The organism is Agrobacterium sp. 10MFCol1.1 (assembly GCF_000381165.1).
Classification (GTDB): Bacteria; Pseudomonadota; Alphaproteobacteria; order Rhizobiales; family Rhizobiaceae; genus Agrobacterium; species Agrobacterium tumefaciens.
In genome coordinates this window covers 133568-154810 of the sequence record NZ_KB906079.1, presented here as the reverse complement: position 1 = coordinate 154810, position 21243 = coordinate 133568, and the positions used below count along the sequence as shown (strand labels likewise).

Sequence of the window (21243 nt, the reverse complement as noted above, 5' to 3'; positions counted from 1 at the left end):
AGCGATCCGGTGCAACGCTGATGGTCCGACAATCAAAGATTTAAAGAAACAGGGCTCCGAGGAGACGCAGAGCCCTGTTTGCGTTCAATGGTTTGGGAAGCAGCTGGTGCAAAACAGGCCACTCATTTGAAACATCCTTGTGACCGTCATCCCTCTTCCAGCGCCAGCCGGTGCGAAAAAGCGGTGCCAGTGCCAGGGCGTTGATCCCTTGCTTATGGGGGCGTGCATCGGACATACTTGCACTCGAACCACAAAGGACCAAGGGCAAGACGAGCCAGCGACGTTAGTGCCGGCTCGCGGAGCCATGCGGGAAGATTTTACCTCATGAATACGCGATTTCTCGAAACTTTCCTCTGGGCTGCACGACTGAACAGCTTTTCGGCGGCCGCGGAACGGTTGAATACCACCCAGGCGTCGGTGTCCAACCGAATTGCCGCCCTCGAAAGGGAGCTTGGCGTCGTGCTTTTCACGCGCGATGTGCGCTGCGTCAACTTGACACCTGCTGGTCGTCTGGCGCTGCAGCATGCCGAAAAGATCGTCAATCTGACCGGTGAGTTCCGACAGATCGTGAGTAGCCGGGAGGCGCTGAGAGGCACCGTGCGCATCGGTGCTGCCGACACGATCGTCTATGCCTGGTTACCGCTGCTCATTCGCCGCATGAACGAACGTTACCCCGGCGTCAGCCTGGATCTGACCATCGACACCAGCCTGAAACTATCCCAGCGCATTCAAAACGGTGAGGTGGATGTCGGTTTCATCATGGGGCCGATCATGGCTGCAAATATCTACAATTCACCGCTCTGTACGTTCGAGTCCTGTTGGGTTGGCGCGGTCGAATTGCCGCTGCCAGAAACGGGCGTCACACTCGAAGATATCGCGCATTTTCCGTTACTTACCTTCTCGACAGGCTCGCAGCCACATCAGGCGTTGCGCGCGTTGCTCGATTCTCACGGGTTGTCCGACAGCCGCATCTATAATTCCAATTCGCTGTCTATCATGACCCGCCTTGTGGCCGCGGCCGTTGGGGTGGGCGCTTTGCCACGTGTGCTGGTGGACGGCATCATCAAATCCGGTGAGGCGCGTATTCTCGACATTAGTCCGACAGTACCGCCCCTCACATTTCACACCGTTTATCAGGAGCGTGGCGACAACGCGATTGCCCGGGCCATTGCCGATATGGCGACGGAAATCGTGAGTGAAACCACCACGCAATGGATGACGGCTGCCGCCTAAATTTTGCGCTGCAGCGCAAAATGATTAATCTATAAGCTTACCTTATGGGTTTCGATAGAGTTTTTCCGTTTGTAATGAAAACAGTTCCCGTTCTTAATTCTCCTCGCAACATGAGAGGAGAGCAACGTGAAAGTCTCACTTGTTCAAATGAATACCCAGAATGACAAGGCAGAAAACCTTAAGGTTGCTGCCGATCTTATTGAGAAGGCAGTCAAGGCGGATAATCCTGACCTTGTTGTTCTTCCGGAATACTTTGCATTTCTTGGAGATAATCCCCAGGAGATGCATGAGAGCGGGGAGGAATTCCCTGACGGCGAGATTTACACGCTGCTCTCGGGGCTGGCCAAGAAGCACGCGATCACGCTGCATGCCGGCTCCATCGTCGAGAAGGAAGGCAATCGCTTTTACAATTCGACGCTCGTTTTCGGGCCGGATGGCAAACAGATCGCGCGTTACCGCAAGATGCACCTGTTCGACGTCGATACGCCGAACGGCATCAGCTACCGCGAATCCGACTCCGTTGCCCGTGGCGAAGAAGTGGTGACCTACAAGGTTGGCGACAAGACGGTCGGTTGTGGCATCTGCTACGATATTCGCTTCCCTGAACTGTTTCGCGCCCTGCGGGACAAAGGTGCAGACGTCATCGTTCTGCCAGCGGCCTTCACCCTGATGACAGGCAAGGACCATTGGGAAGTTCTGGCGCGCGCCCGTGCCGTCGAAACCCAGACCTACTTTCTGGCCGTCGGCCAGATCGGCACCCATGCGGGTGGCAAGAAGGCATGCTGGGGGCATTCCATGGTCATCGATCCGTGGGGCCACATCGTCGCCCAATGCTCCGACAGCGTTGGAACGGCCGGTGCCGTCCTTGACTTCGACTATTCGGCCAAGGTGCGCGCCAACGTACCGGTGGCGAACCACCACGTTCTCTGATCGGAGAAAGACTCAATGTTTATCGCCAATCCCATGCCCGAACAGATCGGTGCCGACATCATCGAGCTTCTTGAGAAGGTCGAAGTCGCAACGATCGGTCACGTGCTTCACTCCGGCTTCGTCGATCCTGAAATCCGCGCCGTCCTTCCGGGCAAACGTGTGGCAGGCACTGCCGTCACGCTGCGCATCCCCAATGCGGATTCGACCATGCTCCACTATCTGTCGCAGTTCGTGCGTCCCGGGGATATCGTCCTCATCGACCGTTGCGGCGATACCCGTCACGCCTGCTGGGGCGGTGTTATCACCAACACCATGAAGATGGCCGGCGTTAAGGCCGGTGTCGTTGATGGCCCGGCGACCGACTTCTCGGAGTTCGCCAAAGTCGACATGCCGATGTGGTGCCGTGGTCCTTCGCCCATCACCACCAAGATCCTCGGCCTCGAAGGCGCGATCAACGTTCCGATCAGCGTCGGCGGCCAGGTGATCAATCCGGGCGATGCGATCCTGTGCGATGAAAGCGGTGTTGTCGCTCTTCATCCAAGCCAGGCTAGAGCCATGGCTGAACGCGCCATCGGCATGCAGGAAGCCGAACTCGTGCTTCTGCAGCGCCTGCGCAACGGTGAGAAATTGCCGGACATTTCTGGCGCCAACAAGCTCGTTCAGGCCAAGCTGAGCGCCTGACATCGTCTTATGGGTGGCGGATCAGTCCGCCACTCCAAATAACAATAGAGGAGAACAGGACAATGAAGAAAACAATACTTCTGAGTGGGATTCTCATGCTCGGCGCGGCCGCTCTTCCGGCGCACGCCCAGCAGACCGTGACGTTCCTCGGCTATAGCGGCCTTTTCCAGGAGCGTTACACCAAGGCCGTCATCGAACCTTTCATGGCGGCTAACCCTGATATCAAGATCGAATATTTCCCGCAGCAGGGCTCTGCTGCAATGCTCGGCTCGCTGCGCGCCCAGAAGGCTGCGCCGCAGTCCGATATCGCTCTGATGGATGTCTCTGTCGCCAAAACAGGTACGGACGAAGGTCTGTTTGACAAGATCGACGAAAGCGTGACCAAGAATGTCGCCGACCTCTATCCTAATGCCCGCTTCGAAGGCGTGGCCGGGGTTGGCGTAACGTTCGACAATCTCGTGCTCATCTACAATACCGATGCCATCAAGACGGCTCCCGACAGCTGGAACGCTCTGAAGGATAGCGCCCTCAAGGGCAAAGTCGCCATGCTGAGCGCCCCCGATATCGTCGGTATCGGTACCACCATCATCATGGATCATATGAATGGCGGCACTGATTTTATCAAGAACATCGATGCCGGCATCAATGCGATGGCTGAAGTTGCTCCGAATGTGCAGACCTGGGAGCCGAAGCCGGAAGTCTATCCGAACGTTGTCAACGGCCAGGTTTCGCTGGGCGTGGGCTGGAACGCCCGTAGCCAGGTGAATGCTGACGGTTCCAAAGGCAAGATGAAGGTGGTTCTTCCGAAGGAAGGCACGATCCTCCAGATCAACACGCTCAACCTCGTCAAGGGTGGTCCGTCATCCGAGGCTGCGCGCAAGTTCGTTGATTATGCGCTGAGCCCGGAAGCCCAGGCTGCCTTTACCGCCGCCATGTATTATGCGCCGACCAATTCCAAGTCCTCTGTCTCTGCCGATGTGAGTGAGCGCACGGTCGCCAAGGCGATGGACAAGGTCATCCCGGTGGATTGGATTGGCCTCTCGAAGGTCCGCGACCAGATTACGCAGGACTGGCGCCGCAAGGTCATTCCCCTCAGCCGTTGAGACTTCTGCGCAGAGCGCAAAAAAATGAAAGGACTTCCGCGGCTCCCATGGCAGTCGCGGAAGCAGCATACCAAAACCCTCGGATCATCTCCTCTGTCGGCGCTAGGGCGGAAGAGGTGGGAGCCGACGCGGACTTGCATTCCGAGCGGCCCCCAAGGCCTGCACCAGGGGAGGCACCGCGGAACGGCGCAGCGAATTTTCGCCGCGCTTGCGTAGATCAAGGGCCAAGGCATTTCCGATTCCCTGTGGGTCGGAGATGTTCTGGAGAAAGGCAAGAAGCCAGAATGGGAACTTCAGATACCATGCAGCCAGGATTCCTCTCGATTCGTTCACTGACCAAGCGCTACGAGACAATCGTCGCCGTGGATAATCTCAATCTCGAGATTCCCAAGGGCGAACTGGTTGCCTTCCTTGGTCCTTCCGGCTGCGGCAAGTCGACGTCGCTGCGCATGATTGCAGGCCTCTCTCCTGTCTCCTCGGGGTCTATCCTGATCGACGGTAAGGACGTGACGAAACTTGCGCCTTATAAGCGTGACATCGGCCTCGTTTTCCAGAGCTACGCGCTCTTCCCCCACATGACGGTCCTCAAGAATGTCATGTTCGGTCTTGAAATGCGCAAAGTGCCTGCTGCCGAGGCGGAACGCCGTGCCCGTGAGGCCATTGCCATGGTGCGTCTGGAAGGGCGCGAGGACCGTCGCCCCGCACAGCTTTCCGGGGGCCAACAGCAGCGCGTCGCACTGGCGCGCGCCCTCGTCATCCAGCCGTCCATTCTCTTGTTTGACGAACCTCTTTCCAATCTTGACGCAAAGCTGCGGGACGAGATGCGCGCCGAAATTCGCCGTATCCAGAAACAGCTTGGCATCACTTCCATCTTCGTCACGCATGATCAGGTTGAGGCGCTCAGCATGTGCGACAAGGTCGCTGTGCTCAATGGCGGGCACCTGGAACAGCTTGGCACGCCGCACGATCTCTATGAGCGCCCGGCCACTGCATTCGTCGCCTCTTTCGTCGGTCGCACCAACAGGCTGGTCGGCAACGCCGCCGGTGACCGCATCACGGTCGGCGATGCGGTGCTGCGAGCGCCCGGCGCGCACAGCGGTAAGATCGACCTGATGGTACGGCCGCATCGCATGGCCATGACCGTCGCTGGCGACGCCGTCCCCGATTTCGACGGAGCGCCCGTCAATCGCATCGCCGGCGAAGTCCGCGATGTCTATTATGCCGGCGACATCCTCCACTACGAGATCGCCGCTGGCGGGCAGACCCTGTCCGTGGAACGCGCGACCTCCGGCGGTGAAACGCCGGTCGCGGCAGGCAGCGCGGTCAGTCTCGTCTGGCGCGTGGAGGATACTCTGGTCTTCGGAGCAAACCGATGACGGCGGCGGTCATGATCACGGCTCCCGGTGGCCGTACCTCTTCCATCGTGTTTCTCGCAACCCTTCTTCTTGGACCCATCATTGCGGTCAACGGTCTGGCCTTCGTGTTGCCCGTCTTCAACCTGCTGCTGCTTTCCTTCCGCGAAAGCCTCGGCGGCGGCGGTCTCGGGGAAGCCCATACGCTCGACAACTGGTCGTCGACACTCACCGACGGTTTTTACATCGAGCTGATTGGTCAGAGCATCCTGACCAGCCTTATGATCACCGTTCTCACGCTGCTCGCCTCCTATCCCATCGCCCTCTATCTTCACCGGGCGCAGGGGCGCTGGAAAACGCTTTTGCTGGTGCTGGTCATTTCGCCGCTGCTCACCTCGGCGGTGGTGCGCACTTATGGCTGGATCGCAATCCTGGCGGATGACGGCCTCATCAACAACATCCTCTTCGCACTGGGTGCGCAAGACGGGGTGCGTCTGCTGTTCAACAAGATCGGCGTCGTCATCGGGCTTACCGAAATCCTGATGCCCTATATGATACTGGCGCTCCTCGCCGGCTTCGGCAGGCTTGATCCTCGCGTCGAGGAAGCTGCGGAAACGCTCGGCGCATCGCCCTGGAAAGTGTTCTGGCGGATCATCGTGCCGCTCACCATGCCCGGCGTGGCCCTGGGTTGCCTGCTCTCCTTCGTGCTGGCCGTCAGTTCGTTCATTACTCCCAAGCTGCTCGGCGGTGGCCGCGTCTTCCTTCTGGCAACGGAAATCTATGATCAGGCCATCGTGACGCTCAACTGGCCACTCGCCGCTACGCTTTCGATGATCATCCTCGTGATTTTCGGTGCCGCCCTGGTGCTCTATTCCCGGCTTCTGCGGGCCATTCTGTAAAGGAGATCGAAGATGGAAGAACGTCCCGCTCCGCTGGCGCTGAAAATTGTCGCCTTCATCATGTTCCTTTTCCTCCTTGCGCCTGTGGTGCTCGTCGTGCCGATCTCGTTTTCGGCCGACAGCTACATGACCTTCCCACCCTCCGGCTGGAGCCTGCGCTGGTATGTGGATCTCATGCACAATTCAAAGATGATCGGCGCCCTGGGCACCAGCACGCTCCTTGCGGTCATCGTTACCGTTCTGTCCATGCTGATTGCGCTGCCCGCCTCCTATGCCATCGTGCGGATGCGGGTGATTGGCGCGGATACATTGCTCGCCTTCTTCACCGCGCCGCTTCTTCTGCCGACTATCGTTCTTGGCCTTGCGATCCTGATCGTCTTTGCCGGTGCGGGTCTGCTCGGTACATTCACGGGTCTGGTGATCGCGCATCTGATCATCGTGTTGCCCTATGCGCTGCGTGTACTCACCACGTCGCTTGCGGGCCTGCCGCTGATCTACGAGGAGGCCGCCTCCACGCTCGGGGCGTCACCTCTTACCGTCTTTCGCCGCGTCACCATGCCGATGATCGCGCCTGGCATCGTTGCAACGGCAGCGCTTTCCTTTCTCGTCTCGTTCGATGAAGCCGTGATTTCGCTGTTCCTCACCGGTCCGCGCATCACGACGCTTCCCGTTGCCATGTATCAGCATGTCGAAACCCAGGCTGATCCGCTTGTTGCCGCCATCTCCGTTCTTCTGATCGTGCTCACGCTTGCCGTCGTCCTGATCGTGGACCGCACGGTGGGCCTGACGAAGACTTTCGTGAAGTAAGGGGCCGGAAAAATGGCTTATCGACAGATCGCAGCCGGCACGACCTATCGTTTCGACGATCTGAAAACCCTGATGGCAAAGGCGACGCCGGAAAGGTCCGGTGACCAATTGGCCGGGATCGCGGCGGAAGGGCCGGTGGAGAGACTGGCGGCGCAGATGGCGCTGGCCGATCTGCCGCTTTCCACCTTTGTTGCACAGGAATTGATCGCCTCGGACGAGGACGAGATTTCGGCCCTGATAGCGCGCCAGCACGACGCACTGGCCTTCGCGCCGGTGTCTTCTCTGACGGTTGGTGAATTTCGCGAGTGGCTGCTCAATTCCAAGGTCGGGCACGCGGAACTTGAAGCGGTAAGCTGGGGTCTGACACCGGAAATGGTGGCGGCAGTCTCCAAGATCATGCGTCTGCAGGATCTCGTGACGGTATCGGCCAAACGGGAAGTCGTGACCCGTTTTCGCAACACTATTGGTCTTTCCGGCCGCCTTTCCACCCGCAACCAGCCAAATCATCCGACTGACAGTTCCCGTGGCATCGCCATCTCGGCCATTGACGGGTTGCTGCTGGGGAGCGGCGATGCGGTGATCGGTGTTAACCCGGCCACCAGCGCTGTGACGGACTATATCCGCGTCGTGCAGTTGCTCGACGATCTGCGGCAATGGCTGGACATTCCAACCCAGACCTGCTGCCTTGGCCATGTGACGACGGCTATCAAGGCGATGGAGCGCGCTGCACCCGTCGATCTGGTTTTTCAGTCGATTGCGGGTTCCCAGAAGGCCAATGCGGGCTTCGGCATTGATCTTGCCGTTCTGCGAGAGGCTCATGAGGCTGGTCAGTCGCTGAAGCGCGGAACTATCGGCAGCGACCTCATGTATTTCGAGACGGGGCAGGGGGCTGCCCTGTCGGCCGATGCGCATTTTGGTGTCGATCAGCAAACGATGGAGGCGCGTGCCTATGCCGTGGCGCGCGAATTCTCGCCGCTTCTGGTGAATACCGTCGTCGGCTTCATCGGTCCGGAATATCTCTATAATGGCAAGCAGATCATTCGCGCCGGGCTTGAAGATCATTTCTGCGGAAAGCTGCTTGGCCTGCCGATGGGTGTCGACGTCTGCTACACCAACCACGCCGATGCCGACCAGGAAGACATGGATGTGCTGCTGACCATGCTGTGCGCCGCTGATGTGAACTTCGTCATTACCGTGCCAGGCTCGGACGACGTCATGCTGAACTACCAGACGCTTTCCCATCACGATTCAATCTATGCCCGCGAAACGCTGAAGCGTCGGCCTGCGCCGGAGTTTGAGGAGTGGCTGGTGAATATGGGCGTGACGGATGCCGCCGGCCATATGATCGAGAACCCTGCGCTGATGAACCGCGGGCTTCGCGAACTTGATTTTCTTGGAAGGGACGCCGCCTGATGCGTGACCGCCGGCCCTCCCTCATCTCCAGCCCGCCGGAACGTCTCAAGGCCCTGCGTGTGGCAACCGATGCACGCGTGGCGCTCGGCCGCACGGGTGCAAGCCCGCCCACGCGCGCGGTACAGACATTTCTGTTGGATCATGCGCAGGCGCGCCAGGCCGTGTGGCGTCCGCTGGACATTGAAAAAATGGAGCGTGACTTGCGCGCTTCGGGTTCGGATGTCGTGCATGTCGCAAGCCGCGCGCAGGACCGTGCGGATTACCTGCGCCGACCCGATCTCGGCCGTGCTCTTTCAGACGAAGGCCGGCTGGCGCTCGACGGGCAGGCCAAGGGAGCCGATGTCGCATTGGTAATCGCCGACGGGCTTTCCGCAACGGCTGTGGAGATGAATGCAGTGCCGGTGGCAACGGCGTTGCTTAATTCACTCGCAAGCAAGGGATTGACGGTTGCGCCGCTCACACTTGCCACGCAGGCACGGGTTGCGCTGGCGGATGATGTGGGAGCCGTGCTCGGCGCAAAGGTGGCGGTGATCCTGATTGGCGAGCGGCCGGGCCTTTCGGCAGCCGACAGTCTTGGCGCCTATGTCACCTTCAGGCCGGAGACCGGGTTGCCGGATTCCCGACGCAACTGCATTTCCAATATTCGTGATGGTGGCGTGCCGCCCGTCGAAGCGGCGGGAAAGATCATGACCCTGATCAGCGCCATGTGCCAGCAGGAGACAAGTGGCGTGACGCTGGTTGAATTCGAAAAGCCGCTGACGGCTTTGTCCGACTAGAAACAAAGCAGATTTCATTCATAGCCACGAACCGGCAAGGTGCATCGGCTCGATCCGTTGCGCCTGTTGATTTCGCTTTCGAACCACGAAAATAAAGGCAAGCCCATGGTCCAGAGCCTCTCCACAGCATTTGACGTCGCCATCATAGGTGCCGGGGTGGTCGGTTGCGCGGTTGCCCGTCGTTTCGCACTGGCTGGTGCGAAGGTCGTGATCATCGAGAAGGGGTCCGATATTCTTTCCGGGGCATCGAAGGCTAACAGCGCTATCCTCCACACTGGCTTCGATGCGCCCGAAGGCAGTCTGGAGCTGGAATTGGTGAAAGCAGGCCGGGCAGAATATCTGTCCATCCACAGGCAGATGGGCCTTAGCCTCGTTGAAACCGGCGCGTTGGTCTGTGCGTGGAATCCCGACGAGGCGCAAAGCCTGGAGGCGATCGCCGAGCAGGGGCGACGCAACGGCATTGCCGAGCTCGGTCTGCTCACGGCCCGGCAGGCCCGGGAATCCATGCCCGGCTTGTCCGACCGTCTTGTCGCAGCACTTGAAGTTCCGGGTGAACATGTCATCGATCCCTGGTCCGCGCCGCTGGGCTATCTTACGCAAGCGGTGGCGCTTGGCGCGCAGCTGGTGCGCAACGCCGAAGTCCTGTTCGGTGGGTTTGATGGCGCGTGGCAGATACAGACGACGGCGGGTCTGATTCTTGCGGCGAGCGTTGTCAATGCGGCCGGACTGTTCGGCGATATCGTCGATGCGCGGCTGGGGCTTGTCCCAGAGTTCACCATCAAGCCTCGCAAGGGACAATTCGTCGTTCTCGACAAGGCCGCCCGCCGGCACGTGCCGCGCATCGTCCTGCCCGTTCCCACCGAAATCACCAAGGGCATCGTTGTGTGTCCAACCGCCTTCGGCAACGTTCTCATCGGCCCGACGGCAGAAGAACAGGATGACCGCGAGCGTGCGACGGTAGAAACGGCGGCGCTGGAAGCGCTGCTGACGCGCGGCAGGGAGATCGTTCCGGCACTGGCCTCCATTCCCGTGACCGCTATCTATGCTGGCTTGCGCCCGGCCTCCGAGAAGAAACATTACCGGATTTCCGCACGGCCGGACCTGCGCGCGATCACGCTTGGCGGCGTGCGATCCACCGGTCTCAGTGCGGCACTTGGTCTGGCGCAGCACGCTCTGGCGCTTCACGAAAGTTTCGGCACACGCTTCATGCCCCCGCCCGCAGTGCCTCATGTGACGATGCCGAACCTGAGCGAAACCTTCGAGCGGGACTGGCAGCGCGCCGATCATGGCGAAATCGTCTGCCATTGCGAGCTTGTCACCCGCCGTGAGATCGAGGCGACATTTTCCAGCCCGGTGCCGCCGGGTGATTTCGGAGGTCTGCGGCGGCGCACCCGCGCCGGCATGGGGCGCTGTCAGGGATTTTACTGCAACGCCCGGCTGGCCGCGATGACGGGCGACCGTCTGGCTGTACCGCTTGCGGTCCGTCCGGGAGACGATCGATGAGCTCCCGGAAGCCTTTTCAGCAGATGCAAAAAAACGTTCCGGATGCAGATGTAATCGTGGTCGGCGGCGGCCCGGCGGGCGTGGCGGCAGCGCTGGAGCTGAAAGCACGCGGCGTCGCGCGTGTGACGATCCTCGAGCGTGAGCCAGCGCTTGGCGGCGCACCCCGTCATTGCACACATTCGCCTTTCGGCATGCGCGAATTCGGACGCGTTTATTTCGGCCCGGCCTATGCGCGACGTCTGCAGCGGCAGGCGCAGGATGCGGGCGTTGATGTCCGCACCGGTCATTCCGTAGTGGAACTCGGACAGGACGGTACGCTGCTGGTTACGTCTGCGCGCGGCGTGGAGACGTTGAAGGCCCGGCGCATTGTGCTGGCGACCGGCGCGCGGGAAAAACCACGCTCAGCGCGGCTCCTGCCGGGCGACCGGCCGGTGGGAGTGATCACCACCGGCACGCTGCAATCCTATGTCGCCTTTCACGGCACCATGCCCTTTCGCCGGCCGCTTATCCTTGGTTCGGAACTGGTTTCCTTTTCCGCGCTTCTCACATGCCTGACGCATGGCGCGCGGCCGGTGGCGATGATCGAGCCTGAGCCGGAACCGCTGGCGCGGTCGCTTTTCCGGTGGTTTCCGCGATTGGTCGGAGTGCCCTTTTATTGCCGCGCAACACTTGTGGACATTCGTGGGAGCGGTCGTGTCGAGGAGGCCGACATCCGGCTGGCAGATGGCCGTATCCTCACCGTCAAGTGCGATGGTGTTCTCCTCACCGGGCGGTTCACGCCGGAGGCAACGCTTCTGAACGCATCCCCTGTTGATGTGGCGGCAGGCAGCGATGGCCCTACGATCGATCAGGACGGCCGGATGGCCAACCCGATGTTCTTCGCCACGGGGAACGTATTGCGGGCCGTGGAAACGGGTGGCTGGTCGTTTCGCGAAGGCCGCCGCGTGGGTGCTGCCGTTGCCGACGATCTCACCCGCGAACTCTGCAACGCGAAGGCAGTGCGTATCGCTTTCGCCGACCCGCTCAAACTCGCGGTACCCACCATGGTGCGTTCGGGGGGACTTGACCGGCCGGCTTTTCTCGATTTTCAGCTGCGCTTCATCAGACGTGTTCAAGGCAGGCTTTCGCTTCATCTTGATGGAACGGAAGTGTGGAGCAAGTCCGGCAGGTGGCTGCCGGAACGCCGTGTGCTTGTGCCCATTCCCCGCGCCGCCGTTGAGGCGACCCAGATTGCCTTTCACTTTCAGGAGACGAATTGATGCGCATAGCGGCGATCGATCAGGGAACGACGTCGACCCGATGCCTTGTGATAAGCGACGATGGCACGGCGCAACTCGTCTCAAGCCTGCGTCACGCACAGTTCTATCCAAAACCCGGCCATGTGGAGCATGATCCGGAAGACCTTTTGCGCAACATCCGCGCGGTACTGGCCGATGCCGGGCCGGTAGATGCGATCGCGATCGCCAACCAGGGCGAGAGTTGCCTGGCGTGGGATGCCGAGAGTGGGGAAGCGCTGTCGCCGGTCATCGTCTGGCAGGATGCCCGCACCGCCGAAGCCCTGGCCGCGTTGCCCCAATCGGCTGCGGAACGATCGAAAGAGATTTGCGGATTGCCGCTCGATCCCTATTTTTCGGCGAGCAAACTGTCGTGGTTGCTAAGGCACAATCCCGCGGTGGCACGGGCGAGAGCCGAAGGGCGGTTGCGCCTGGGCACCACCGACGCATTCTTTCTGGATCGGCTTGCAAGCTGTTTCCGCACCGACCTTGCAACGGCCTCGCGGACGGGACTGCTTGATCTGGCAACCGGTGCCTGGAGCCCGGAACTCTGCGCTCTTCATGGGGTGCCGCTGGATTGCCTGCCCGCAATCGGTCCTGTTAATGGCGGCTTCGGTTCCATCGAGGGAACGCCCATTCGCGTTTCCATCGTCGATCAGCAGGCGGCGCTTTATGGGCACGGTTGCCGCAAACCGGGCGATTGTAAGATAACCTTCGGCACGGGCGCCTTCCTGTTGGCCATCGCTGGTCACGAACGCCCGTTGTCGGGGGAGCTTCTGCCCACCATTGGCTGGCAAAAGCAAGGCGGCGCGGCCATTTTCGCCATAGAAGGCGGGGTTTATGACGCCGGTGCCGCGCTTGAATGGGCGCGAAAGATCGGCCTTTATGTTGACAATACTGAACTTGACGGTTTTCAGGGTTCATCGGCCGTTCGTCGTGGGCTGGTGTTCGTGCCTGCATTTTCGGGCCTTGCCGCGCCATATTGGGATAGACAGGCCGTACCGCTTTTCATCGGCATGGACCACGCAACGGCGCGGAGTGACATGGTGCGCGCCCTGCTTGAGGGCATTGCCTTGCTGACGGTTCGATTGATCGAAGCCGCGCAGACTTTCGTTCCCATCGGCGATACGATTTCGATAGATGGCGGCCTGTCGAACAGTCGCTATTTCGCCCGTTTCCTGGCCGCTGCCAGTGGTCGGACCATCTGCGTTCCGGCCATGCGCGAGTTGACGGCGCTTGGTCTCGCGGAACTGTGCGATATCGATGTCACCGCCATGCGAAAAGATGCCGAGATATTCAAACCCGACGGATCGGTCGAAGAAGCGGATCACGCTCGCTTTGCACGCGCCATAGGCAATGCAAGGGGCTGGTCGCGCGGTTGATGTCCACTTGGAATAGCCGGTTCATCGGCAATAACGGTGTGATCCACAACGGCCGCCCGCTCTAGCGGCGGCTTGGTGGCTGAGCGTGTTGGTCCTGCAACCCAAAACCTCCAACGCGCGGCGCGGCTTAAATTACCAAATCTTTAGTTGTGTACCAGTTCGCCAATACCTAGCTTTATGGCGAGGCTGCATCCGTTGTGGATATGAGCAAGGAACCGGTAAGCCCGTTTCCTGTTGTTATCCAGGAACAGAGCCTTGGTTCAAGGTCGAGATACCCCGTCATGACTGTTCAGGACTGCAATTCGCGCCACTTTCGCCTGCCTCATCAGCGTAACCGAGACATTTCATGATGCGCACCGGACTGGATTTTGCACCGGGCGCGCCTGGCATAGAAGCGCGCTGGACGTCGAGCGCCAAAAACGGGGTCGGCACTGCGCTGTCGGAAGCATCGCCTATCTGGTTCACGCTCAGCCACGGCATTCTGAACGAGGTCTATTATCCGAGGATAGACAGTGCCTGCACCCGCGATCTCGGTTTTGTTGTCACTGGGCCTGAGGGTTACTTTTCGGAGGAAAAACGCGACTGCGTATCCGTCACCCGCCCTTTTAAAAGCGGAATTCCGGCATTTCACATTACCAATACGGCGACGGATGGCTCGTTCAGAATTGAGAAACAGGTGATTAGCGATCCCGCGCGAGCCAGTGTTCTTCAGCAGCTTTCGTTCATTCCCCTGAAGGGACAAATTTCGGATTATCGCGTGACTGCGCTGCTGGCACCTCATCTCGTCAATGCAGGCAATCTTAACTCGGCTTGGATTGGCGACTATGAGGGACATCAGGTCCTCTTCGCGACCGGCCGTTCACGATATCTCGCGCTTGTCTGCGATCTGCCCTGGCGGGCAGTCAGCGCCGGTTTCGTGGGTGTTTCCGATGGTTGGCAGCAGTTGCATCGGCACGGACGCATCGTTGAAGAGTACCAGCGAGCCGATGACGGAAATGTCTCGCTGGCAGGTGAGATCGACTTCAGTGATGTCAATGGCGCGGCAACATTGGCGCTCGGCTTTGGCGAGACGGAATATGAAGCGGCTGCGGCGGCCGTTTACAGTCTGAAGCATGGCTTTGAACGGGCGCACGAGGCCTACGTTGCCAACTGGCGCAACTGGCAAGACCGGCTGGAAACGCTCGACCGCGATACGCATCACGGCATCAATTCCTATCGGGTGTCGACAGCAGTGCTCGCCGCACATCGTGCCGCCGACCGGCCGGGCGCTGTTGTTGCAAGCCTGTCGATCCCTTGGGGAGCATCGAAGAGCGATGACGATCTCGGTGGCTATCACCTGGTCTGGCCGCGCGATCTGGTGGAAGCGGCCGGCGGATTTCTGGCGGCCGGCGATCACCATGAGGCGCTGGCGATCCTCAATTATCTTCGTCAGGTGCAGCAGCCATCGGGTCGCTGGCCGCAAAATCTCTGGCTGGATGGCAAACCCTATTGGCCGGGCGTACAGATGGATGAATGCGCCTTTCCGATCCTGCTGGCGGATATGCTGCATCGATATGGTCACCTGGATCATGCCACGCGGGCGGATTTTATGCCGATGATCCACCGCGCCGCAGCCTATATTCTGGCAAACGGCCCGACGACCGGGGAGGACAGGTGGGAAGAGGATGCCGGCTACAGTCCCTTCACCCTTGCCGTCGAGATCGCTGCGCTGCTTGCCGCTGCCGACCTTATCGATATGGACGATGATGCTGCCGTAGCCGTGCATCTACGGGAAACGGCTGATTGCTGGAACGAGCAGATCGAACAATGGACCTTTGCCGGTGACGAGACATTCTGCGCCTCGCTTGGCATTTCCGGCCACTATGTTCGCATCGCTTCGCCTGACGCGACCGATGTAGCTCGACCAGTCGGCGATACGCCCATCCGCAACCAGACGCCGGACCGTTCCACGCTGCCGACCAGCGACGTCATCAGCCCCGATGCGCTTGCCCTAGTTCGCTTCGGCCTGCGCGCGCCTGACGATCCGCATATTCTCGCGACGATCAAAGCAATCGACCATTGCCTGCGTGCCGATCTGCCGCAGGGGCCTGTATGGTATAGATATACGGGAGATGGATATGGTGAGCACGCCGATGGAGCAGCATTCGACGGCACCGGGCAGGGGCGGCCATGGCCGCTTTTGACCGGCGAACGCGCCCATTACGAGCTTGCTGCGGGAAGGCGGGAGGTGGCCGAAGCGCTGCTGGTAACGCTGGAGAAATCGGCCGGTGGGAACGGCCTTTTCCCCGAGCAGATCTGGGACCAGCCCGACATCCCCGAATACGAGCTTTTCTACGGCCAGCCCTCAGGAAGTGCGATGCCGCTGGTCTGGGCGCATGCTGAACATATCAAACTTCTGCGGTCGCTTGCAGATGGTTCCGTTTTCGACATGCCGCCGCAGGGTGTGGAGCGCTACATCCTCAACAAGACGCCGTCGCACCTTCGGATATGGTGTTTCAATAACAAGATTGCCGGGATGCCGGCCGGCAAGATGTTGCGGCTCGAACTGACGGATGATGCTGTCGTGCACTGGAGTGCGGATGGCTGGGTGACGACCAGCGACACCAGAACGATTGCTTCCGGCCTTGGCACATATTTCGTCGACTTGCCCGTTCAGGATATGGCGGCGGGCGACGCAATTGTTTTTACTTTCTTTTGGCCAAACACAGGGAATTGGGAAAACCAGGATTTCACCGTTCGCCTCGGCGAATGAAGTACATATCGCGCATTGGACAAATGGAGTGTCAGCATGCAGATCGGAATGGTTGGGCTTGGACGAATGGGCGCAAACATGGTGCGCCGTCTTCTGAAACAGGGTCATGATTGCGTGGTCTTCGACGTCAATCTCGACAATGTCGCAGCATTGGTGAAGGAAGGCGCAGTTGGCGCGACCTCGCCGGACGACCTGGTCGCGAAGCTGTCACCGCCACGCGCCGTCTGGCTAATGCTGCCCGCGGCAATAACGCCGAAAATTGCTCGTGACTTTGCCGCCAGACTGCAGGCGGGCGATGCCATCATCGATGGCGGCAACTCCTTCTACCGGGATGCCATCGATTTGGCGGCGGAATTTGCGCCCCGTAGCATCGACTTCATCGACACCGGTACATCCGGTGGCGTCTGGGGTCTGGAGCGCGGCTATTCTCTGATGATCGGTGGCCCGTTGGGTGCCGTGCAGCGGCTCGATCCGATTTTTGCTTCGCTTTCTCCCGGTGCGGGCCAGGGCATCGCGGCCGATCCCGTCACCGGCACGGCGCCAATGGGATATTTGCATTGCGGACCGTCAGGCGCAGGGCATTTCGTCAAGATGGTTCACAATGGCATCGAATACGGTGTTATGGCCGCCTATGCGGAAGGCCTGAATATCTTGAAGGCCGCGAATGCCGGCACGCAGCACCGGGAGGCCGATGCGGAAACGGCGCCGCTCGCCCACCCGCAATACTACCAGTTCGACATCGATCTTCCTGCCGTGACGGAGGTCTGGCGGCATGGGTCTGTCATCGGCTCGTGGTTGCTCGATCTGACGGCGGAGGCGCTGAAGCAGGACCCTCATCTCGACCAGTATGGCGGGCGGGTGTCAGATTCAGGCGAAGGGCGCTGGACCCTTCAGGCGGCCGTCGAAACGGGTGTTCCTGCGCCTGTTTTGGCTTCCGCCCTGTTCGAGCGCTTCTCCTCACGCGGTGAGGCGGAGTTTGCCGGCAAGGTACTCTCGGCCATGCGCAATGCCTTTGGTGGCCATCTGGAAAAAGCAAAATGAGGGCGCCGGCCATGGACAAGCAGCGATCGGACGTGCTCGTGGTGTTCGGTGCCACGGGCGACCTTGCCTACAAAATGATCTTTCCTTCCCTTTACGCCATGGTGAAACGCGGCGCGCTTCAAACGCCAGTCATCGGTGTCGCCTTCGATGACTGGTCGCGCGATCAGCTGATCGCGAGGGCGCGCGACGCGGTTACCAGCCACGTCGACAAGATCGATGAAGCCGTCTTCGAAAAATTCGCTTCTCAACTGCATTACGTGTCCGGCGACTACCGTAACGAGGCGACATTCGAAAAGCTGCGCGCTGAACTCGGTGACCACGGTCATCCGCTTTATTACCTCGCCATTCCGCCGTCACTGTTTGAAACCGTGGTGACCGGGCTTGATAAGGCCGGAATAGCCGCCTCGGCACGATTGATGGTGGAGAAACCGTTTGGCCGCGATCTTGCCACGGCGGAGGCGCTGAACCAGTCGCTGCACGCGGTTTTCGAAGAGGACGCCATTTTTCGTATCGACCATTTTCTCGGCAAGGAGGCGATTCAGAATCTTCTTTATTTCCGGTTCGCCAATGCGTTTCTTGAACCGGTCTGGAACCGCGACCATGTTGAAAGCGTGCAGATCACCATGGCCGAGGATTTCGGCATCAAGGGACGCGGAAAGTTTTATGACGAGGTTGGATGCATCCGGGATGTGATCCAGAACCATCTCATCAACGTGCTGTTGCTACTGGCCATGGAGCCACCGGCAACAAGCGCTTCGGACGATCTTGTCGATGAGAAAGTGCAGATCCTCAAAGCCATGCCACCACTCAGCCGCGAGGATGTTGTGCGTGGCCAGTTCGACGGTTATCTCGACGAACCCGGCGTTGCGCCCGGCTCCAGCCGCGAGACCTTTGCCGCCGTGCGGTTTCGTGTGGCCACATGGCGCTGGAACGGCGTGCCTTTCTTCATCCGCGCCGGAAAGAACCTACCTGCCCATGCAACCGAAGTTGTGGTGCGTTTCAAGCGGCCGCCGATAGCGCTTTTCGGCGATGTTGAGGCGGCGGCCGCAAATTATGTGCGCTTTCGGCTCGGGCCAGATATCGCCATCGGCATTGGCGCGCGCCGCAAGGCTGCCGGGGACGGTATGCTCGGCGAGGCGGTGGAACTGGGTGCTGTCGATGACGGCATCGGCGACATGGCGCCTTATGAACGGCTTATCGGCGATGCGATGGCGGGCGAACGCCAGCTTTTCACCCGTCAGGATGCGGCAGAACTTGCATGGAAAATCGTTGAGCCCATTCTCGACGACCCGGCGGTGCCGCCACGCTATGCCGTAGGAAGCTGGGGTCCGGTCGAGATGGAGAGTTTCGCGCCGCCTGGCGGTTGGGTTGATCCGGAGTGACGCCCATGCCGGCAAATACTACGGACGGTAGTTCAATGACACAGGATCGGATCGTTCTAGCGATCGATATCGGCGGCAGCCACGTCAAGATCCGCTCAAGTGCCGGTGGCGACGAGCGCAAGGTCGAAAGCGGCAAGGCGATGACTGGGCTAGAAATGGTCATTGCCGTAACCGCCATGGCGAAAGACATGACCTATGACGTCATCGCCATGGGATATCCCGGTCCGGTCGTCCACAACAAACCGCTTCGCGAACCGGTCAATCTGGGTACAGGCTGGGTCGGTTATGATTACGCCGGCGCTTTCCGCTGCCCCGTTCGTATCGTTAACGATGCGCTGATGCAGGCAATCGGCTCCTATCAGGGCGGGCGCATGTTGTTTCTCGGTCTCGGAACAGGCCTGGGGGCTGCGATGATCGTTGAAAACGTGGCCCAGCCCATGGAGATCGCTCATCTTCCCTATCGGAAGGGCAAAACGTACGAGCACTATCTCCGAGAGGCGTATCGCGAAGAGAAGGGCAATGCCAAATGGCAAAAGCGCGTCACTGATGTCGTAGAGCGTCTGACTGCCGCCCTTGAACCGGATGAGGTGGTCATCGGCGGCGGTAATGTCGAAAAACTCGATACCCTGCCGCCCCGATGCCGCCGCGGAGACAATGCGCTTGCTTTCGAAGGCGGATTCCAGCTGTGGAAGAACCCGAACCTCATCGTCTAGTAGGTCAAATATGCTAGGTCGGCTGCTGCTTCGATAACCACGCAATCGGCGCGGCGGAGCCTCTACCTAATCGGTTGGAGGCTTCTCGGCCGACACCCACTTGTTCCGGCCTGTCTGCTTGGCGCTCAAAAGCGCAGCGTCCGCCCGTTCCAGGACGCTGCTCACGGTTCCGGCGCCCGGTGACGTTGCGATACCGATGGATATGGTGATCGAGTCAAGCAGACGGCCCCGGTAGGTGAAAGGTGCGCGCTCGACCGCGTGCCGGAGTTTCTCCGCAACCTTGATGGCATCTTCAATGCCTCCAGTCGGCATGAGCACGGTGAATTCCTCGCCGCCGAAACGGAATAGTTCACCCAGATCGCCGACAGCTTCCGACAGCACCTGGGCGACATATTGCATCACTGCATCTCCGGCATCATGGCCAAACCGGTCATTGAAGCGCTTGAAATGGTCGATGTCGAGCATCAGACATGCAAGCGAATTGGTTGGCTTTTCAATATGCCTGTTCAGCGTCTCATCAAGCGATCGACGGTTCAAAAGACCAGTCAGTGCGTCTTGCCGTGCCATGCCAACCAGCCGCTGCCGAAGCTGGAGGTTTGCAACGGCAAGGCCTATATTTTCGGCGAGGAGTTCGAGATATAGCCGCTCTAACTCCAGCGTCTCGCTACTCTGCGGAATTTCAAGATACAATAAGCCGACGGTTTCTCCCAATGCGGTGAGTGGTATGCACAGGCCTGTTCCGAAACTGCCATGTAGGTGATGGCAGACAACATCGTCTCCGCCCGGGTTGCTGGCGTGGGGACGTCCGCGACGGAGAGCCCAGCAATCGTCTATCGAAAATTCCGGGGCGGAAAACGAAGGATCGGACCATTGTCCGGTCGATTGGAGAACCGAACTGTTTTCCTTGAGAACAAGCAGGCGGCCGGCAATGGCCGGGAAAATCTGCGGCATGAATTTCGAAACGACGTCGGACAATTCTTCCTGATTCTGGCAGGCCTGAATCCGATGCATCATCTGCAGGATCAGGTCCTTGATGCGTTGATTCCTGCGGTGCTCCGCGTCAAGCCGTTCCCGTTCCAGCCCGTTGCTGCGGAAGATCCTGATAGCCTGGTTCATTTCACCGATTTCGTCACGCCGGCCTTCGTCGGGCAGGTCGATACTGTAATCCTGCCGGGCAAGGCGCGTGACGATGTTGCTCATTTTGATAAGCGGCAAGGCAACGCGTCTGCTGAGGACAAAATAGAGTACGGCCACAAACATCAGGGCGGTGAGCGCAAGCATCACTTTCGCGATCGATCCGTAGAAATCGCTTCGGTCTTTAGCCTGGTCAACCATCGCCTGCGAGCGGGCCGCAATGGCTTCTCTCAGCGTCGCGACGGTTGTCAGCAGGTCCGTATGCAGTCGATAGTGCTCATCGCCGAACAGGACCTGCTGTGCATCGTTCTGGCGGCCGGATCGATAGAAACCGATTGCATCGCGCTCCATTTTGTCCAGTGCGTCGGCGCTCTTTCGTATGTCCTGAAATGAGCCTGCCTCTTGCGGCGAAACACCAAGAGCTGCGAGTTTGTCCAGGGTGTTTTCAAGGTGCTTTTCCTGATCTTCGTCGACGTAGAATTTTGCGAGATGCTGTTCGTCGCCTCGCATGACGTAAAGACGCGCCTCCTCGGTGCGCTCGTCCGCAATGATCGCCAGTTCTTCGGCGAGATCGGTCAGTTCAAGATGATTCTGGATTGCCACCCGCTCTTGAGAAGCGCTTCTGGCCGATAGAATGAATGTGGTCGCCGATACTGTCGTGAGCACGAGGGTGACAGCATAAGCCAGGTTCGTGATGGTACTAAGTCGCATGATGGCGCCGTATGCTTGCCGCACGGCATGAAAACCGGGTGCGGCGGGGTCCAATTTCAGATTCTGCTTATGTTAGGCCATCTCGTCAAACGGGAAGTCAACACGCGGTTAACCGTCAATATGATCTGTCGCACCGCGGGCCAAGTCAGGCACCCCA

General features: G+C 59.6%; 17 protein-coding genes. 16 read left to right on the top strand and 1 reads right to left on the bottom strand.

Going from position 1 to position 21243, the window contains the following annotated elements:
* Positions 1-324: 324 nt before the first annotated feature.
* The 16 genes from F617_RS0119305 to F617_RS0119230 all read left to right on the top strand — a co-directional run bounded on the left by F617_RS0119305 (position 325) and on the right by F617_RS0119230 (position 19241).
* The gene (locus F617_RS0119305) at positions 325-1233 is read left to right on the top strand and encodes a LysR family transcriptional regulator (RefSeq protein WP_019566399.1); all 909 of its coding nucleotides are present in this window, start codon (positions 325-327) and stop codon (positions 1231-1233) included.
* Between the two features lie 147 nt (positions 1234-1380).
* Positions 1381-2163: a carbon-nitrogen hydrolase family protein gene (locus F617_RS0119300; protein WP_003517686.1), complete on the top strand. Its 783-nt coding sequence runs from the start codon at positions 1381-1383 to the stop codon at positions 2161-2163.
* Positions 2164-2178: 15 nt separating this feature from the next.
* Entirely contained in the window at positions 2179-2844 is a 666-nt protein-coding gene (locus tag F617_RS0119295; RefSeq protein WP_003517685.1) for an RraA family protein, read from the top strand.
* A gap of 62 nt (positions 2845-2906) precedes the next feature.
* Positions 2907-3947, top strand: a complete 1041-nt coding sequence (locus F617_RS0119290; RefSeq protein ID WP_019566398.1) for an ABC transporter substrate-binding protein — start codon at positions 2907-2909, stop codon at positions 3945-3947.
* A gap of 302 nt (positions 3948-4249) precedes the next feature.
* Positions 4250-5323, top strand: a complete 1074-nt coding sequence (locus F617_RS0119285) for an ABC transporter ATP-binding protein (RefSeq protein ID WP_019566397.1) — start codon at positions 4250-4252, stop codon at positions 5321-5323.
* On the top strand, positions 5320-6198 hold the full coding sequence (locus F617_RS0119280) for an ABC transporter permease (protein WP_019566396.1): 879 nt from the start codon (positions 5320-5322) through the stop codon (positions 6196-6198). Before F617_RS0119285 ends, F617_RS0119280 begins: the two co-directional genes overlap by 4 nt.
* 12 nt (positions 6199-6210) lie before the next feature.
* Complete coding sequence (locus F617_RS0119275; protein WP_013761321.1) at positions 6211-7005, top strand: ABC transporter permease; 795 nt, start codon at positions 6211-6213, stop codon at positions 7003-7005.
* A gap of 12 nt (positions 7006-7017) precedes the next feature.
* Complete coding sequence (locus tag F617_RS0119270; RefSeq protein WP_019566395.1) at positions 7018-8418, top strand: ethanolamine ammonia-lyase subunit EutB; 1401 nt, start codon at positions 7018-7020, stop codon at positions 8416-8418.
* Positions 8418-9194 carry an ethanolamine ammonia-lyase subunit EutC gene (gene eutC / locus F617_RS0119265; RefSeq protein ID WP_019566394.1) on the top strand — a complete coding sequence of 259 codons (777 nt, stop codon included), beginning with the start codon at positions 8418-8420 and terminating at the stop codon, positions 9192-9194. The genes F617_RS0119270 and eutC overlap by 1 nt, the downstream gene beginning before the upstream one ends.
* A 105-nt stretch (positions 9195-9299) precedes the next feature.
* A complete protein-coding gene (locus F617_RS0119260) occupies positions 9300-10697 on the top strand; it encodes an NAD(P)/FAD-dependent oxidoreductase (protein WP_026330960.1) in 1398 nt (465 codons plus the stop codon).
* Entirely contained in the window at positions 10694-11956 is a 1263-nt protein-coding gene (locus F617_RS0119255; RefSeq protein ID WP_019566392.1) for an NAD(P)/FAD-dependent oxidoreductase, read from the top strand. Before F617_RS0119260 ends, F617_RS0119255 begins: the two co-directional genes overlap by 4 nt.
* Positions 11956-13353 carry an FGGY family carbohydrate kinase gene (locus F617_RS0119250; protein WP_019566391.1) on the top strand — a complete coding sequence of 466 codons (1398 nt, stop codon included), beginning with the start codon at positions 11956-11958 and terminating at the stop codon, positions 13351-13353. Before F617_RS0119255 ends, F617_RS0119250 begins: the two co-directional genes overlap by 1 nt.
* A 346-nt stretch (positions 13354-13699) precedes the next feature.
* Positions 13700-16105, top strand: coding sequence for a glucan 1,4-alpha-glucosidase (locus F617_RS0119245; RefSeq protein ID WP_019566390.1), 2406 nt, complete (start codon positions 13700-13702; stop codon positions 16103-16105).
* Positions 16106-16141: 36 nt separating this feature from the next.
* Positions 16142-17146, top strand: coding sequence for a phosphogluconate dehydrogenase (NAD(+)-dependent, decarboxylating) (gene gnd, locus F617_RS0119240; RefSeq protein WP_019566389.1), 1005 nt, complete (start codon positions 16142-16144; stop codon positions 17144-17146).
* An 11-nt stretch (positions 17147-17157) separates the two neighbouring features.
* Positions 17158-18528, top strand: coding sequence for a glucose-6-phosphate dehydrogenase (gene zwf, locus F617_RS0119235; protein ID WP_026330959.1), 1371 nt, complete (start codon positions 17158-17160; stop codon positions 18526-18528).
* A gap of 35 nt (positions 18529-18563) precedes the next feature.
* A complete protein-coding gene (locus F617_RS0119230; RefSeq protein WP_019566387.1) occupies positions 18564-19241 on the top strand; it encodes an ROK family protein in 678 nt (225 codons plus the stop codon).
* 66 nt (positions 19242-19307) lie between these two features.
* On the opposite strand, the gene F617_RS0119225 is transcribed toward F617_RS0119230, so the two are convergent.
* On the bottom strand, positions 19308-21086 hold the full coding sequence (locus F617_RS0119225) for a diguanylate cyclase (RefSeq protein ID WP_026330958.1): 1779 nt from the start codon (positions 21084-21086) through the stop codon (positions 19308-19310).
* Positions 21087-21243 lie beyond the last annotated feature (157 nt).

What these genes read in the sequence shown, in the direction of transcription:
- F617_RS0119275 (WP_013761321.1), top strand. Translation starts at nt 6,211, where the DNA reads ATGGAAGAACGTCCCGCTCCGCTGGCGCTGAAAATTGTCGCCTTCATC.
- zwf (WP_026330959.1), top strand. Translation starts at nt 17,158, where the DNA reads ATGGACAAGCAGCGATCGGACGTGCTCGTGGTGTTCGGTGCCACGGGC.
- F617_RS0119245 (WP_019566390.1), top strand. Translation starts at nt 13,700, where the DNA reads ATGATGCGCACCGGACTGGATTTTGCACCGGGCGCGCCTGGCATAGAA.
- F617_RS0119255 (WP_019566392.1), top strand. Translation starts at nt 10,694, where the DNA reads ATGAGCTCCCGGAAGCCTTTTCAGCAGATGCAAAAAAACGTTCCGGAT.
- F617_RS0119270 (WP_019566395.1), top strand. Translation starts at nt 7,018, where the DNA reads ATGGCTTATCGACAGATCGCAGCCGGCACGACCTATCGTTTCGACGAT.
- F617_RS0119230 (WP_019566387.1), top strand. Translation starts at nt 18,564, where the DNA reads ATGACACAGGATCGGATCGTTCTAGCGATCGATATCGGCGGCAGCCAC.
- eutC (WP_019566394.1), top strand. Translation starts at nt 8,418, where the DNA reads ATGCGTGACCGCCGGCCCTCCCTCATCTCCAGCCCGCCGGAACGTCTC.
- gnd (WP_019566389.1), top strand. Translation starts at nt 16,142, where the DNA reads ATGCAGATCGGAATGGTTGGGCTTGGACGAATGGGCGCAAACATGGTG.
- F617_RS0119280 (WP_019566396.1), top strand. Translation starts at nt 5,320, where the DNA reads ATGACGGCGGCGGTCATGATCACGGCTCCCGGTGGCCGTACCTCTTCC.
- F617_RS0119295 (WP_003517685.1), top strand. Translation starts at nt 2,179, where the DNA reads ATGTTTATCGCCAATCCCATGCCCGAACAGATCGGTGCCGACATCATC.
- F617_RS0119260 (WP_026330960.1), top strand. Translation starts at nt 9,300, where the DNA reads ATGGTCCAGAGCCTCTCCACAGCATTTGACGTCGCCATCATAGGTGCC.
- F617_RS0119285 (WP_019566397.1), top strand. Translation starts at nt 4,250, where the DNA reads ATGCAGCCAGGATTCCTCTCGATTCGTTCACTGACCAAGCGCTACGAG.
- F617_RS0119225 (WP_026330958.1), bottom strand. Translation starts at nt 21,086, where the DNA reads ATGCGACTTAGTACCATCACGAACCTGGCTTATGCTGTCACCCTCGTG.
- F617_RS0119290 (WP_019566398.1), top strand. Translation starts at nt 2,907, where the DNA reads ATGAAGAAAACAATACTTCTGAGTGGGATTCTCATGCTCGGCGCGGCC.
- F617_RS0119305 (WP_019566399.1), top strand. Translation starts at nt 325, where the DNA reads ATGAATACGCGATTTCTCGAAACTTTCCTCTGGGCTGCACGACTGAAC.
- F617_RS0119250 (WP_019566391.1), top strand. Translation starts at nt 11,956, where the DNA reads ATGCGCATAGCGGCGATCGATCAGGGAACGACGTCGACCCGATGCCTT.
- F617_RS0119300 (WP_003517686.1), top strand. Translation starts at nt 1,381, where the DNA reads ATGAATACCCAGAATGACAAGGCAGAAAACCTTAAGGTTGCTGCCGAT.